Origin of the sequence: Zobellia sp. B3R18 (assembly GCF_018860715.1) — a bacterium.
Lineage (GTDB): Bacteria > Bacteroidota > Bacteroidia > Flavobacteriales > Flavobacteriaceae > Zobellia > Zobellia russellii.
The window spans coordinates 1,055,181-1,070,692 of sequence record NZ_JAHKQG010000011.1; the positions used below are offsets into that span (position 1 = coordinate 1,055,181).

Genomic DNA, 15,512 nt, shown 5'->3' on the forward strand with positions numbered 1-15,512 from the left:
ACGCTAAACCTTTTGATATTTATTTATATACCACATAACCGTATCTCGTAATCCAGAATCAAAATCCGATTGGGGTTTCCAACCAAGTTCCGTCTTGATTTTGGTGGCATCAATGGCATACCTGAAGTCATGGCCCAAACGATCTTTTACAAAAGCTATTTGATTAGTGAAACTTCCGTTCTTTTTGGGAAGAATGTCATCTAAAATACCACATATTTTTTGGGCGATGGAAATATTATTATACTCATTATTACCCCCAATAACATAAGTTTCTCCTGCACGTCCATTGGTGAAAACGTCATTTATTCCTGAACAATGGTCCTGTACATACAGCCAGTCCCTAACATTCTTTCCATCTCCATAAATAGGGATTTCCTCTCCGGCCAATGCCTTTCGAATAATGGTAGGAATCAATTTTTCATCATGTTGCTTAGGCCCGTAATTATTGGAGCAGTTACTCGTTACCACGTTAAGTCCATACGTATGATAATAACTTCTCACCAAAAAATCAGATGAAGCTTTTGAGGCGCTATACGGACTATTGGGAGCGTATGGCGTATTTTCATCAAAAAAACCAGATTCCCCTAAACTACCATATACCTCATCGGTAGAAATATGGTGAAAACGAGATGTTTCAAAGCCAGTTTTTGCTCCATTACCCTCATCTAACCAACTTTTACGCGCCGCTTCTAGTAACGTAAAAGTTCCGTTAACATTAGTCTGTATAAATGCCTCAGGGCCCGCAATAGAATTATCTACGTGAGATTCCGCCGCAAAATGTATAACATCCGTAATTCGGTTTTCACTGAAAATAGACCTTACCAAACTGGCATCACAAATATCACCCTTTATGAATTTGTACCGTTTGTTATTTTCAACTTCAATTAGATGATTTAAATTTCCAGCATAGGTGAGCTTATCTAGATTCACCACAGAAATTTCTTGATGCTCATCCAGAAAAAACGGAATGAAATTGCTTCCAATAAAACCTGCACCACCTGTTATAAGAATAGTTCTACTGGACATTGAAATTTTCTACAATTGTAATTCTTTGGCCTTTCTATTTAAGAATAGAATAAAAGAAATAATAAAAAATAGTACTAACAGCACTGTAGGAATCAAGACAAACGTATTGTTAAAAAGAGGTTTTTTATATACCTGAGTCTTACCCATATTAATTACACTCAATATCTCGGTTTGCTCTGTAAGTTCTGACTTCTTTTCTTCTATTTCCTTTAAAAAACGGTTCTTAAGCGTAAGTAAACTAGAAATATTAAGTGCACTTTCATTCTCCATGTAAACGCTACCCTGCGCCTTTTGCGAATCGTCTCTTAACAATGTTTTTGTATAATTGTCTATAAGATTGTCTATTTGGGCAATAAGTGCGGTATTCTTATTTATTCGTAGTTGAGCGTTTTCCCTAGAAGTGCTTTTTACTTTGTCATAATATGAATTATCGTTAATGTAATCCAGCAATTTTTGGGCTATTTGATTCCCTTTTTCAGGATCGATATACGTAAATGTTATACGATGTGCTATAATGCTTTTCTTGGTTAGCTCAGACCGTACAATATCAACAACAAAACTTTCTTCTTTAAAATCTTGAAGCAGCTCCAAATACCTTAACTCCTGTTCAGCCTCTTCCTTAGTCTCTTCTGGATCTTCTATAGGTTCAATCTGAATTTTAAATCCTTTTAAATCTTCTACTGAAAGACCTATTTTTTGAAAGAAGGCGGTGTCTTGACTAGATATGTTGGACTGAATTTCATCAACCACATCGTACACATAATCAGTACTGTCAAAATTGGGTCTTACAATAGCTTCTGTCTTCAACTTTTTATTAATGAAAGAACTTAAAACAAAGCTAATGATTATACCTAGCGCAATGAGACCTATCAATATGAGTGCATTTTTCTTAAGGTACAAGAACACACGTAAAAAAGCGATGCCTATTCGGTTAAACCCATTGGCAATCATTTTAAACAACTGCCCCAAGTCAATCTCATCTGAGGTAGAAGCGCTATTTGGTTTGTCTGACATTAATTTATGAATTAAAAATTTGTTCCAATATTTTTTCAGTAATAAGATACGTAGGTTTGACCCCGGTTGTACCCAAACCTCCGGATGCCAAAGTACTACCCGTTTCCAAAGGGTTATCAGAAGCATAATACGCGTATCTGACCTTTATATCCTCTCGTACGCTCTTTCGTATCTTGGAAGCCGACTGTACCGCTTTCTGGTAATGGACACCTTCCATTTCAAGACCAACAACATTCCAGGTAGATTGGTGAAAAAATTTAAGTACATCCTTATTCTGTAACGAGGTTCCCAATACAGTGACCATAGTTCCCTCAAATACTTTCAGCCCATGTCCTTTAAAGTCTTCTGCACATAACTCGTTCTTAAACGGATAGTTATCTGCAGTGCCTTCAAAAATATGTGCGGACGGAATCATTAAATCACCTTTGCCACCTTCTAAAATACCTGCTTTTCCCATTATAGAAATTGACGCAACATCTAAAAACACAAGTTCTTCACCGGTACCTTTATACGGTTTCAACAATTCATCTATGGTTTCATAGGCCTGTTCGCCAAATGCATAATCCATAACAAAAATGACCGGCTTTTCATCATCTGCCAAATCTTTTTGCAAATCATAACAACAAGCATCAGAACTCATTTTAGCCGTATCAAATAATTGTACGTCAATGTTTGTTCCCGAAAGATCATCAATGGCGATCATTCCGTTTTTAGCCGCAACCTTTGTTACTTTTGAACGCAATTCCCCGTTCAATGAAGAGCTTAACGCCTCATATATCTTTAATGATTCCTTGCCGGAAAATTCTTTAGTTAATGCATTCTTGGCAAAAAGAGAATTCATAACACTATGCATGTTGGCGCTAATGATATGGATTGGGCGGTTCAAAAGTCCATTTTTCTTCAACACTTCTTTGATGGTATCTGCCCAACGCTCTCCATGTATATGGTGCCCCAAACGCTCCCGTAACAAAGCACTGAAGGTAATGGCCCTTTTGTCTCCCGTAATCTCTTCTTCAATAGCGAGTTTACCTAACCAATAAACGATTTCTAAAAATCGGTCCGGTTGGTCATCAGTAGAAAATTGCTGATGTACGGCCATTATCTCAATAAAGGAACGTCCTAAAATATTGGCGGTATGAATAACGGCAACCTCTCTTTCGGCAAGGGTCAACTCTTCTTTTTTGACCGCTTCTTCTAATTTTACCCAGTCTCGAATAGTTCTATTGGAGTCCTCTATTAAAACCCTCTTACAAATTTTTTCGGACTCAATAAACAAGAACGTTAAATGTGTAAGAATATCATAGATATCAGAACGTCCCCGCGTAATTTCAATATTCATTTGCTCATCGTCTATCCGATAGCAGTTTCTACGACGTTTCGGAGGAACAATGGGGTCAAAATGTGATTTTCCATACCCCTCATCCGAGGTTAAATTAATGAAACGGCACTGTTCTATACCTTTTGGCAAACGTTCCAAAACATATATGAGCCCGCTCAGTTCTGCCTTTTCCTCTGCAATAGAACCATAAATTTCAGGCCTTAGTTGAAGTAATGCATTTTTTAAAGCTTCTCCTGATACACCGGTAGGTTTATAAAACCCGCGGTTAAAAAGGTGCCTCATTGTAATATATAAGCGCTCAATAGCATTTGTAGACTCTTGAGCCCGTGTTGTGGTCATATTATTTCCCATAAACAAATTTCAATCAAAATTACGATAATTTTTTTGGTGCGGGAAGAATAGCAATTTAGTTACCTTATTTAAATTATCCCAGACTCGTGCTTCCCGATTTTATGCTAGAATCAATAAAATAAATCCAACGAACCAATCAGTACTCAATACTTCTTAAAAGAGGACAACCCATCTGCAACTTTGCGGTCGTTCGCTAAGCGCTGTACCTTGTTTTGGCCACCAAGTTTGCCAATAGATTTCATATAGGCATTAAAGCCCCCTTCTTTTATACTCGTGATTTTCAGGGTCTGAAGCACCTTGCCAACAATCAAATCAAAATAATAACTATTCTGCTTTTGTAAAGAAGTATCCAGAATTTCTATAAATTTTTTCATATCCGCAGGTTCCTTTTCGAACTCGATCAGCCATTCATGATAAGGCAGTTCATTATCCTTTGGTGTAATCTGTGGCGCCACGGTAAACTCATTTATGCTAGCGCTGGTCTCACTAACAGCCAACTGCATAGCTTCTTCTACTTCTTTGGCAATTACATGTTCCCCAAAGGCAGAGATAAAATGTTTGATGCGTCCCGAAACGATTACTTTATAAGGCTTCAGCGAAATAAACTGAACGGTATCTCCTAAGTTGTATGCCCAAAGTCCGGCGTCTGTGGAAATGATCATGACATAGTTTACCCCTATTTCAACGTCTTTAATTGTAATACGTTTAGGGTTCTCTTCAAAAAACTCATCGGCCTTAACAAATTCATAGAATATTCCCGAGTTCAACAACAAAAGCATTCCCTTGTCCTTCTGGGAATCCTGATAGGCAAAGAAACCTTCACTAGCGGGAAACAGTTCAATACTATCAACTTTTCTACCTATTAAACCTTCAAATTTTGCTCTGTAGGGTTCATAATTGACTCCCCCATAGATAAACAACTGAAAATTTTTGAACAAGTCACCTACCCTTTTTCCCGACTTGCTTTCCAGTTTTTCAAAATACATTTGTACCCAAGAAGGTATGCCGGCTATAACGGTCATGTCCTCGTTCATGGTCTCATCCACTATCGTATTTACCTTGGTTTCCCAATCTTCAATACAATTAGTTTCCCAACTGGGCAGGCGGTTTTTTTGCAAGTAATTAGGAACATAATGGGCAGATATACCTGAAAGACGACCTAGTTTAATTCCGTTTTTCTCGGTCAGCTCAGGGCTTCCCTGTAAAAAAATCATTCTTCCGGTTACAAAATCTGCATTACCAGTTTCATCAATATAGTTTAAAATCGCATTTCTAGAGGCGTTTACTTGATGCTTTATAGATGTATCTGTAATAGGTATGTACTTTGCCCCAGAAGTGGTTCCCGAGGTTTTAGCAAAATATACCGGCTTACCGGGCCAAAGAATATCCGGTTTTCCGGCAACTACTTCTTCCACATAAGGCTTAAGGGCTTCATAATCCCTAATAGGAACGTTCTTTACAAAATCTTCATGCGATTCTATTTTTCCGAACCCATGATCCACACCAAATTTGGTAGTACTGGCCTTTTCTATTAATTGACGAAATACTTTCTCCTGGGTAGCAATGGGATTGTCCCGCCATTTTGCCGTTTGCTTGGCAATGCGTTTTGCAAATATCTTGGCTCCAAGTGATTTTATGGACATATAAAAATAAAATATCAGTTATAAAGAACGGTAAGTATTGTCCTTAAAAGTCAATGTAGTCTAAGGGGTTAACAGCGTTACCATTGCTCCAGAGTTCAAAATGAAGATGAGGCCCTGTCGTAAGTTCCCCAGTATTCCCGACCGAGGCAATTACTTCGCCGGCCCTAACCACTTCTCCTTGTTTTTTGTTCAACGAGCCATTGTGTTTATACACACTTATCAACCCGTCTTTATGCTCAAGGATTATAACATAACCTGTATCTGCCGTCCACTCAGCAAAAATAACCGTACCGTTGGCCACGGCTTTTATAGGAGTATCCTTGGGCGCAGTAACATCTACCGCATAATGACGTTTCTCAGGGTCATAATCGTTTGATATTTCACCGCTCAACGGAGGAAAGAGCTCTATTTCCGCAGCAGTTGCGCTACGTTCAAAAAGATTGTATTTGTCTTCTAAAGCAACTTCGGCCCTAAGAAGCGAATCTTCCTTTATGGGTGTCAAATCTATACTGGATGGATCTATCTTGAATTGCTCACGCAGCGAATCCAAATTAATTTCCTGAGAAGCTACGTCTCCCCGAAGCACCATGCGAATACTTTCTAAATACTTATTGGTATTATTTAACGAGGCAACTAGCGAATCCGTTTTATAGGTCAGGTCCGTTGCCTGTTTTTTAAGCTTGGTGCTAGAATATCCCGGTATATATTCACGTAAAGGCGTAAAAGCAATTAATAGCGTAGTAAGGGCAATTAAGCCTATAATACATAAAGAGCCGGTAACGAAAACGTTTAGACGGCTTAATTTAAACGAGATTTTCTCTTCAAATGTAGATTCATTGAGAATAACCAAACGGTACTTATGCAGTAGTTTGCGTTTAATCTCTTTTCTCTTTTTGACTTTTTTGGCCATAGAGCAAATATAAAGGATGGAATCGGATTCTTATACGGTTGTTCTAAATTAATGATTCTTGCATATACCAGCGCATTGGTAATGCCACATTTAAGAAAACCTGCCAAAATCTGTTAAAATAATCTCCTTGCTTTTACATTTAAGCGCAATCAAGTTACTTTTTTAGTATCTTTGAATCTGTTTTAAAAACGAAAATATGACAACTTTACAGATATTTTTAGCGATAGGGCCATGGCAAATAGGGATTGTCGTTTTAGTAGTTCTTTTATTATTTGGAGGAAAAAAGATTCCAGAACTAATGCGTGGACTTGGTAGTGGCATAAAAGAATTTAAAGATGCTTCTAAAGAAGATGAAACCCTAGAGGAGAAAAAAGAATAGCGTTACCCGCAATTTTTAATATATACTAAACCTTTGATTTGCATCAAGGGTTTTTTGTTATTTAAACTAATACCAATTGGTATTTTTAGTTGGTCGAGGATATTCTACACCTCCTTGATTTTAATTTTCTTACACTCATCCTTCTTTTTCTTGCTAACATCATTATACAAGGCTTACACCTTATGAAACGGGCATTTCACAACAAAAAACGTTGTACACAAAACCTTCACCCGAAATTTGCGTTATCAAAAGAATACTATTAAGGTAAAACACCTTTGTGTTCTGCCTTGATAACAATAGAATTCTATTAAAAATACTAGCCAAATTTTAAAATCCCCGGATTTTTTCAAACATCCCAAATCATGAAAAAACTAATAGCCGTCTTTATTTTTCTATTGTCTTATGGCTCTTACGCCCAAGACTTTGAAAATATTGATTCCGAAGAAATCGTAACTTCCAATGAAACGGAAAACATCAACTTTTCCCCAGTTGATTCAGAAACCTTTTCAATAACGGAAACTTTTGAGGAAGCCGCTGATCGCAATGAAATTCCGCACAGGACATTCAGTGGTTTAACCGGTGTAGAAAATGGCTATTATATTATTTCAGGCGTTTTTAGCAATGGTAAAACATTGAACAAAACGTTAAAAAAACTTCATAAAAAGGGATTTGATTCTGCCGGATACATTCTTAATCCAGAAAACGAGCTTAATTATGTTTACTTGGCGTATTACCCATTTGGTCTTGAAGCAGTGGATGCTTGCGCTTCAAATCTAGATGATACGTATACTAATGATAAGTGGATATTAGAAATAGAGAATAGTGTTGCCATAGGAGGAGACGAGGTTGATTTAAACGAAGAAGCGGCGTCTATTGAAAACAGCATTGCACCAGTTGAAACCATAGCAGCAACTTCCGATTTTTCAGAACTAGAAAAAACAGAGCCAGTTCAAGAAAGTGAAATTACTGTTCCTGCATTTTCCTCTGACGTAGCAACGGACATTTCTGAAGTAGAAACTCCGGCCTCTACACTTTCCGAAACAACAAGCAAGACCAAACTTCTACAACGTGCAGACCACTATTTTGACAAAATGTGGTATGCCGAAGCTGCAGAACTCTATGAGCAAGCCTTAGAAAAAGGAGACAAGAATCGGTCTAGGGAAGTAATTCAAAAAACAGCGGACGCCTACTATTTTAACACCAATATGGAGAAAGCGTACCAGTGGTATAATGTACTGTACGAAAACTACGGTAAAGAAATGTCATCGGAAAATATTTTCAAATATGCACACTCCTTAAAAGGTACAGGCAAGTATGCACGATCAAAACGTCTTATGCGTTTGTACAGTAAAAAGATCAAGGATGAACCTACTACAGAATTGTCCGGAAATCTTAAAGCTAACGAAAGTGAGTTGGACAATATCCTCAATACTAAAAAGGATTTTGAAATAAAGAATCTTGCGGTAAATACAGAATATTCAGATTTTTCTCCAATGTTCTTAGATTCTAACCAAGTGGTTTTCTCTTCCGCAAAAGACTCTTCCTTTTTTAATACCAGAAGGTATAAATGGAATGATCAACCTTATCTGGATTTATATGTAGCCAAAATAAACGAAGAGTCCAATGACCTCAAAAACGCTCTAAAATTTTCTAAGAAAATAAACACTAAATATCATGAAGCTTCGGTAACCTTTTCTCCGGATAACAGTACCATGTACTTTACACGTAACAACTACGGAAAAAAACTTAAGCGAGATAATAACGGTGTAAACCACCTAAAAATTTACAAGTCTACAAAAGTAGGTACGGAATGGACCGAAGCCGTAGAGGTTTCTTTTAACAGCGATAATTATTCTACAGGACACCCAGCTTTAAGCCCTGATGGAAAACAGCTTTACTTTGTTTCGGATATGCCCGGAAGTTTAGGTAAGACAGATATTTTTGTTGTAGATGTCCAAGAAGATGGTAGTTTCTCCGAACCTAGAAACTTGGGTCCTACTATTAATACGGAGCAACGAGAAATGTTCCCGTTCTTTAACGGAACTAAACTATATTTTTCTTCCGACGGGTTTACAGGTCTTGGCGGTCTAGATGTTTATGAAAGTGCTTTTGATGCCGAAGAGGGTTTTGCAGAAATCAAAAACCTTGGTCAGCCAGTAAACAGTAATAAAGATGATTTCTCTTATATCGTAAACGAAGAGAATCAACAAGGATACTTCGCTTCCAACAGAGAAGGTGGAAAAGGAGACGATGATATTTATTCGTTTAAACGATTAATCATAGAAGAAGTTCCTGAAAACAATAATGCCATTGCCGGATTTGTAACTGAAATGGTAACAGGCGAGGTAATGCCACAGGCCTTAGTACAACTTTTAGATGAGAATGGAATAAAGCTTAAGGAAATGGAAACAGAAGATGACGGGAGCTTTATTTTTGAAGACTTGAACGACACTACAAAATACACTCTTAAGACTACTCAAAACAAGTTTGTTGATAATGAAAGGTTAGTAGAAACTACAGTAAATGATACGGTAAAAGTTGATATCGCCATGAAGCGACTTGAAGAAATGATCGCTGTTGAAGATGGTATTAAGAAAATCAAAACGGAAATGATTTACTTCAACTTTGACAAATCTTACATAAGACCGGATGCGGCCAAAGAACTTGATAAATTGGTTAGTGTAATGAAAGAATTCCCAACTATGGTCATTAAAATTGAATCACATACCGATTCACGCGGTAGCAAAGTATATAACGAATACCTATCTGATAAGAGGGCTAAATCTACAAGAGACTATATTATATCTCAAGGTATTGATGCCAGCCGTATAGAAAGCGCAATTGGTTACGGCGAAAACAGATTGCTTAATGATTGTGACGGATCATCACCATGTTCTGAAGCGGACCACCTGCTAAACAGAAGATCGGAATTTATAATACTAAACATGTAAAAACCATAAATCCTAAACCAAACCGCTGCCTTAAAAGGCAGCGGTTTTTTTGTACCTAACAACCTACCCTAATCCGTTCCAACGTTAACAATCTTCCATAATACTACCAATACACCTAATATGATTCTAAGAAAAATAAATTTCCATTTGTAGGTATAAAAATAAATTGAAAGACAAAAAGCGTCGTATGCCCATTAGACAGGTCATTTATCTATGATTTAAAACAAGGCTACAAGCCACCTTTGTTTATCACCACTTCACTTATTTTATATGGGTCGCCTCTTCCTATGCCCCAACTTTGTACCCAATCTCAAAATTAATGGTATCAGGAAATTATCACTTTTTAAGGAAATTTAAGTAGAGGCTTTTAGAGACTTGACTTTTAGAATGCTCACAAAGTATTTTAAGGCCTTTTCGTGGTTTTGTTTTGCCTTATTGATACTTGTATGTACGCATTTATTAACAGGGTGTCTACGGCCTTAGTATTCGCCTGACCAAATAATACAATTAAGAATTAAAAATGCCCATCTCGGTTGAAATGGGCATTTTTAATATGGATTTTTGCCAAAGAACTCTATTTCTCAGTTCCGGCCGGTTGTAACTCTAACGTTTTTAAAATTGCCTCTAACTCAAAAAGATCGTTTCGCTTTTCGGTTGCAGGGGCAAATACAAAGCCTTCTAAGACCAACTTTCTATTGTTCTGTTTATCGTTCAAAATGTAGGTCAAGAACGGTCCGGCCATAGGGTAGTTTTTTATATCCCAAAGGCCTCTTACTTCCACTCCCTTTAAACCGCCAATTTCTGTGGGGTATATATAAGGCGCAAAAGCAGGTTCTGTACGCATGTGGGTAATTTTTCCAGTAACATCTGGTCCGGGAATGTACTTGGCGCCCATAGAATCGCGCATAGCCACTATATCCTTAACCAGAGTAGAATCGGTACTAAAGCTGCTCTCAGGCATCTCATAAACGATAATATTGGCCGTACCCTTCTGTATTTCACGGTCAATCCACACAAAGTTATCCTCTTGTTTCCCTACTTTATAGATAGACGGTATTTTTAGTGTAATACCAAACTTATCCTGTAATACGGTTTCTTTGTTCAATGACCGCTCAAAACGGTTTTGGGCAGCCTCGATCTCCATGTCCTTAAAAGCCGTAATAATTTCATCTGCCTTTGCATCTATGTTTTCAAGAACCTCCTGCTTGGTAGTTCCTTTAATGACACCCACACGCTGCGGTGTAGCATACATATCCTTTTTAATATGTGCCAGGTTCAAAGAATCTTCGGCCACATAAAGAATAGACCGCGTATTCCTAATGGAACCCGTAAAGAACTTAGGTGCAATTTGGTCTATGGTAAATAATGGCTCATCCATGGGCATTCCAACAACGGGAGCGGCAAAATGGCTTCTTATACTATCGCCCACACTACCTTTCCATAGTTCGTTATCAATAACCACCACCATAGAGTTTATGGCCCCTACGGAACTAGGAAGGTAATTTTGGTTCTTAGAATCTTTACAGGATAAAAGTGCTAGGGAAAAGAGTAAAAATAGTGTTCCAGCTTGTTTCATTTTGGTATAGGTTTACGATGAACATTCGCACAATTTTAATTTTGTGCCCGGTTTTAGATTCTTACCACTAATACCGTTCCATTGTCGTAAATTTTCAACAGAAATTCCTGGATATTTTTTTGAAATGGTCCAAAGTGAGTCTCCACTTCGCACGGTGTGGGTCTTTGTCCCAGGAGGAAAACTTTTTGGAGCAGCAGTTGTTTTTGTAGAAGCCACTGCCGCGCTTGGCATTCTTCTAGGAAAAATGGTAAGTCTTTGTCCTATTCTAAGGTTATTGCTGCGCAACCCGTTCCATTGCTTTATTTGGCTTACACCAACTCCGTAACGTTCTGCAATTTTACCTAGAAAATCTCCACTACGCACTTTATAACGAATTCTGTTTTGCTCTGCCTCCTTCACCATTTGCGGCAACGGGCTTTCTTTACTTTCCATTTCCTTTTTAATGTGGGCATAGATAGCTTCCTCATTATGCACAAAACCGCCCATAGCGTACTTTGGCAATCGTAAAGCATGGTTTTTTCCTTCAACAAACGGAATTACATCTAATTTATAAGATGGATTCAAGACCTTTAATTCATCTTTTCCCACGCCGGTCAATTCAGAAATTTGATCAAACGTAATTATACTTTTTACATGAATGGTATCGGTCTCAAAATAGGCCCTTTCTATTTTCTGACCTTTTAATCCGTGTTCCTCTGCATATTCAAAAAGGTACATCGTAGCTAAAAATGCAGGAACATAACCTGCAGTTTCCCTAGGCAAATAGCGACGAAGATTCCAATAGTTCTTTTGCCCACCAGATCTTCTAATGGCTTTGTTTACATTACCCGGACCGGAATTATAGGCCGCCAAGGCCAAATCCCAATCGCCATAAATATCATACAGTTTTGAAAGAAATTGACAAGCTGCAGTAGTTGCTTTTATAGGATCGCTACGGTCATCTACATAACTTGAAACATCCAACTTGTACTGCTTACCAGTGCCGTACATGAACTGCCATAGACCCGTAGCACCCACACGCGAGCGTGCTCTAGGGTTTAACGCAGACTCCACAATAGAAAGATATTTCATTTCTAGGGGAATGTTATGGTTGTCCAATTCTTGCTCGAACAGCGGAAAATAGAACTGACTTACCGTTAACATGCGCTCCATTAAATCCCTTTTTCTAAAAAGAAACGATTTGATTACGTTCTCCAAAGAGGGGTTGTAAGCGATGTTAAAAGGTGTTTTTTGATTTAGTTTTTCCAAACGGGCCTTAAGTGTATCCGTAGGAAGTGAAGTAGGGTAGGTCTTATCGTAATCCAAATTTTCTACCTCACGAAACATCTCATCGGAAAGCGCTGCGTTTGCATAAAGCTCTTTCATCCAAAGACTATCATATTTAGCGGCTTCGGGCAAATCTTGAAGCCGAAAAGACAGGTCTAGACTATCTTTTTTGAGACTAATGGGGCTATCGTTAATAGTTGTACTATCAAGGGCCATTTCTTCCACTTGCTCAATTCCTTTCATATCCATCGCCAACGTATCGCCAGCAACTTCATTTATTGGGTTTGGCGACTGGGCAACGGAATCCTGCTCTTGTTCTTGCGCCATAAGTGGCAATGCCAAAACAAGGCTTGATACTACTATGAAAAAACGTCTTTTGTTTTTTATCATTTAAACTGCATATATAGCGGTGCCAATTGCTTTAGTTAATAAAAGGGTTACAGCGCACTGTAACCCTCCTAAAATCGTACTTTTTTCTGAAAAAATAAAATTTTTATACAATTTAACGTTGTACACCGTTTATCGATAACGCCTTTATTAACCGATTATTGCAGCGATACCTGGTAGGCTTTTACCCTCAAGGCTTTCCAACATTGCTCCACCACCGGTAGAAACATAACTTACCTTATCATCAAAACCGAACTGTTTAACAGCCGCAACGGAATCACCACCTCCAACAAGTGAAAAAGCACCTCCTCTAGTAGCCTCATCTATATAGTTACCCAAAGCAATGGTTCCTTTTGCAAAGCTTTCCATTTCAAAAACACCTATTGGTCCGTTCCATAGAATAGTCTTTGATTCTAGAATAACTTCTTTAAAGATTTCAAGTGTTTTTGGTCCGGCATCCAAACCTTGCCATCCGTCAGGAATTTTGGTTACGTCTACTATTTGTGTGTTGGCGTCATTAGAAAAATCATCTGCAGCAACAACATCTACAGGAATATGTACCTTAACATTCTTTTCTTTAGCTTGTTTCAAGATTTCCATGGCCAAGTCCATCTTGTCATCCTCACAAATAGAATCACCTACTTGACCGCCCTGCGCTTTCACAAAAGTATAGGTCATACCTCCACCAATAATCAAGTGGTCTACCTTGTCTAAAATATTTTCAATAATGGTAATCTTTGAAGATACTTTTGCTCCTCCTAAAATTGCCAAAACCGGTTTCTCTCCAGTTTGCATTACCTTGTCAATAGCTTCAATTTCTTTGGCCAATAAAAATCCAAAACACTTGGTGTCCTTAAAGAACTTTGCCACTATAGTAGTTGATGCATGAGCTCTGTGCGCTGTACCAAAGGCATCGTTAATATAGATATCACCTAACTTTGATAGTTTTTCGGCAAAGCCTTCATCCCCTTTTTCTTCTTCGGCATGGAACCTAAGGTTTTCTAACAACAAGATTTCACCGGGCTGAAGTTCCGCAACCGCTTTTTCGGCAACATCCCCAACACAATCAGACACAAACTTTACGGTTACACCAATAACTTCAGAAACCTTATTGGCAATATGTTGCAAAGATAAATCCGGATTCTTTTGTCCTTTTGGTCTTCCCAAATGGCTCATTAGAACAGCACTACCACCATCTTCAAGTACTTTTATAATAGTTGGTTTGGCCGCTTCTATACGGTTAGCGTCCGTTACGTTAAAGTTCTCGTCCAAAGGAACGTTGAAATCAACGCGAATGAGAGCTTTCTTATTTTCAAAATTAAAGTCGTTTACAGTTTTCATGTTATGCGGTTTTAGAGAGCCGCAAATGTAATAAAAAGGAAGTTAGACTGGTAGTCCAAAACCAATAGACTGTAGATATTAACCATATTTATGATGTTGGTACGGTTAGATCGTATCTATTAAAAAAGTTATCTTTGGCCCCATGTTGTTCAAAGATATTTTAGGGCTATCGCACATTAAGAACCATTTGGCCACCAGTGCCAATGCAGGTAGAATTCCGCATGCACAACTATTTGTTGGTCCGGAAGGTTCAGGAACACTTCCCATGGCCATTGCTTATGCGCAATATATTATTTGTGGTAATAGTGATGGAGAAAATACCGGAACCAACCAAAGTTGCAACCTTAAGTTTGAAGGACTCTCACATCCGGATATGCACTTTGCCTTTCCCGTTTCCAATTCGGATAAAGTAAAAAGCCATGCCGTGAGCGATCACTACATGAAAGAATGGCGTCAGTTTGTTAAAGAACAACCTTACGGCAATTTGTTTGATTGGTACCGTTTGATCGGTATTGAAAAAAAACAAGGTCAAATCGGTGTGGATGAGGCGCAGGACGTGGTTAAAAAACTGGTGTTAAAATCATACGAAGGTGGATATAAAGTGATGCTAATCTGGATGGCCGAAAAAATGAACACGGCCGCCGCCAACAAGCTTTTAAAACTCATTGAAGAGCCGCCAAATAAAACCGTCTTTATTCTTATTACCGAAGACGAGGAACAGATCATACAGACTATTCGTTCTAGGTGTCAAGTATTACATTTTCCTCCACTTGCAGAAGAGGTTATAGCCAATGCCCTTGTACAAAAAGGAGCGCTACGCGAGGAAGCATTGAGAATTGCCCACGAGGCCAATGGCAATTTCAACAAGGCCTTGGATTTAATGAACGAAGATTCGGAAGATCTGATCTTTGAAAAATGGTTCGTACAATGGGTACGGAGCGCTTTTAAGGCCAAGGGCAACAAAAGTGCTATTCAGGACTTGATTATGTGGAGTGATGAAGTGGCAAAGACCGGCCGCGAAACCCAAAAGAAATTTCTACATTATTGCATTGCGGTAATGCGCCAGGCCATGCTTATTAATTTTAATACCAAGGACCTTGCTTTTATGCGCATACATGCAGATGGTTTTAGCTTGGATAAGTTTGCCCCTTTCGTTCACGAGAACAATATTCTAACTATTGTTGAGGAGTTGGAGGATGCCATATATCATATTGAAAGAAACGGAAATTCAAAGATTGTTCTTACAGATCTATCCATAAAACTAACACGCTTGTTGCATAGAAAAGCGGCATGATCTGTGTCATAATGGGGTTTTTTTGCTAACTTAAT

12 protein-coding genes are annotated in these 15,512 nt (G+C 38.3%); 4 read left to right on the forward strand and 8 right to left on the reverse strand.

Annotation, left to right across the window (positions count from 1 at the left end; translation table 11 throughout):
• Positions 1-3 precede the first annotated feature (3 nt).
• The 5 genes from rfbB to KO513_RS11030 form a co-directional block, all read right to left on the reverse strand.
• Entirely contained in the window at positions 4-1,026 is a 1,023-nt protein-coding gene (rfbB, locus tag KO513_RS11010; protein ID WP_215913415.1) for a dTDP-glucose 4,6-dehydratase, read from the reverse strand.
• 9 nt (positions 1,027-1,035) lie between these two features.
• Positions 1,036-2,040, reverse strand: coding sequence for a hypothetical protein (locus KO513_RS11015; RefSeq protein ID WP_215913416.1), 1,005 nt, complete (start codon positions 2,038-2,040; stop codon positions 1,036-1,038).
• A 4-nt stretch (positions 2,041-2,044) separates the two neighbouring features.
• On the reverse strand, positions 2,045-3,730 hold the full coding sequence (locus KO513_RS11020) for a DUF6909 family protein (protein WP_252735764.1): 1,686 nt from the start codon (positions 3,728-3,730) through the stop codon (positions 2,045-2,047).
• Positions 3,731-3,873: 143 nt separating this feature from the next.
• Complete coding sequence (locus KO513_RS11025; RefSeq protein WP_215913417.1) at positions 3,874-5,373, reverse strand: GH3 auxin-responsive promoter family protein; 1,500 nt, start codon at positions 5,371-5,373, stop codon at positions 3,874-3,876.
• 43 nt (positions 5,374-5,416) lie between these two features.
• Complete coding sequence (locus KO513_RS11030) at positions 5,417-6,283, reverse strand: M23 family metallopeptidase (RefSeq protein WP_215436725.1); 867 nt, start codon at positions 6,281-6,283, stop codon at positions 5,417-5,419.
• A gap of 196 nt (positions 6,284-6,479) precedes the next feature.
• Between KO513_RS11030 and tatA the strand changes: the two genes are divergently transcribed.
• The 3 genes from tatA to KO513_RS19825 all read left to right on the forward strand — a co-directional run bounded on the left by tatA (position 6,480) and on the right by KO513_RS19825 (position 10,096).
• Complete coding sequence (tatA, locus tag KO513_RS11035; RefSeq protein ID WP_038236782.1) at positions 6,480-6,662, forward strand: twin-arginine translocase TatA/TatE family subunit; 183 nt, start codon at positions 6,480-6,482, stop codon at positions 6,660-6,662.
• A 362-nt stretch (positions 6,663-7,024) separates the two neighbouring features.
• Positions 7,025-9,613 carry an OmpA family protein gene (locus KO513_RS11040; RefSeq protein WP_215913418.1) on the forward strand — a complete coding sequence of 863 codons (2,589 nt, stop codon included), beginning with the start codon at positions 7,025-7,027 and terminating at the stop codon, positions 9,611-9,613.
• Positions 9,614-10,000: 387 nt separating this feature from the next.
• Positions 10,001-10,096 (forward strand): hypothetical protein, encoded by a 96-nt coding sequence (locus KO513_RS19825; protein ID WP_317195427.1) that lies wholly within the window; start codon positions 10,001-10,003, stop codon positions 10,094-10,096.
• Positions 10,097-10,187: 91 nt separating this feature from the next.
• Here KO513_RS19825 and KO513_RS11045 read toward each other — a convergent pair whose 3' ends face one another.
• From KO513_RS11045 to KO513_RS11055, 3 genes are all read right to left on the reverse strand, one after another.
• Positions 10,188-11,189 carry a DUF4837 family protein gene (locus tag KO513_RS11045; protein WP_215436730.1) on the reverse strand — a complete coding sequence of 334 codons (1,002 nt, stop codon included), beginning with the start codon at positions 11,187-11,189 and terminating at the stop codon, positions 10,188-10,190.
• A gap of 12 nt (positions 11,190-11,201) precedes the next feature.
• Positions 11,202-12,845: a LysM peptidoglycan-binding domain-containing protein gene (locus KO513_RS11050; protein ID WP_252735765.1), complete on the reverse strand. Its 1,644-nt coding sequence runs from the start codon at positions 12,843-12,845 to the stop codon at positions 11,202-11,204.
• 147 nt (positions 12,846-12,992) lie between these two features.
• On the reverse strand, positions 12,993-14,183 hold the full coding sequence (locus KO513_RS11055; protein WP_215913419.1) for a phosphoglycerate kinase: 1,191 nt from the start codon (positions 14,181-14,183) through the stop codon (positions 12,993-12,995).
• A gap of 142 nt (positions 14,184-14,325) precedes the next feature.
• Here KO513_RS11055 and KO513_RS11060 point away from each other — a divergent pair, with 142 nt between their 5' ends.
• The gene (locus tag KO513_RS11060) at positions 14,326-15,477 is read left to right on the forward strand and encodes a DNA polymerase III subunit (protein WP_215913420.1); all 1,152 of its coding nucleotides are present in this window, start codon (positions 14,326-14,328) and stop codon (positions 15,475-15,477) included.
• Positions 15,478-15,512 lie beyond the last annotated feature (35 nt).

Excerpts from the sequence above, each read along its gene's own strand:
- KO513_RS11020 (WP_252735764.1), bottom strand. The coding sequence starts at position 3,730 with ATGGGAAATAATATGACCACAACACGGGCTCAAGAGTCTACAAATGCT.
- tatA (WP_038236782.1), top strand. The coding sequence starts at position 6,480 with ATGACAACTTTACAGATATTTTTAGCGATAGGGCCATGGCAAATAGGG.
- KO513_RS11050 (WP_252735765.1), bottom strand. The coding sequence starts at position 12,845 with ATGATAAAAAACAAAAGACGTTTTTTCATAGTAGTATCAAGCCTTGTT.
- KO513_RS11025 (WP_215913417.1), bottom strand. The coding sequence starts at position 5,373 with ATGTCCATAAAATCACTTGGAGCCAAGATATTTGCAAAACGCATTGCC.
- KO513_RS11040 (WP_215913418.1), top strand. The coding sequence starts at position 7,025 with ATGAAAAAACTAATAGCCGTCTTTATTTTTCTATTGTCTTATGGCTCT.
- KO513_RS11045 (WP_215436730.1), bottom strand. The coding sequence starts at position 11,189 with ATGAAACAAGCTGGAACACTATTTTTACTCTTTTCCCTAGCACTTTTA.
- KO513_RS11015 (WP_215913416.1), bottom strand. The coding sequence starts at position 2,040 with ATGTCAGACAAACCAAATAGCGCTTCTACCTCAGATGAGATTGACTTG.
- KO513_RS19825 (WP_317195427.1), top strand. The coding sequence starts at position 10,001 with ATGCTCACAAAGTATTTTAAGGCCTTTTCGTGGTTTTGTTTTGCCTTA.
- KO513_RS11060 (WP_215913420.1), top strand. The coding sequence starts at position 14,326 with ATGTTGTTCAAAGATATTTTAGGGCTATCGCACATTAAGAACCATTTG.
- KO513_RS11055 (WP_215913419.1), bottom strand. The coding sequence starts at position 14,183 with ATGAAAACTGTAAACGACTTTAATTTTGAAAATAAGAAAGCTCTCATT.
- rfbB (WP_215913415.1), bottom strand. The coding sequence starts at position 1,026 with ATGTCCAGTAGAACTATTCTTATAACAGGTGGTGCAGGTTTTATTGGA.
- KO513_RS11030 (WP_215436725.1), bottom strand. The coding sequence starts at position 6,283 with ATGGCCAAAAAAGTCAAAAAGAGAAAAGAGATTAAACGCAAACTACTG.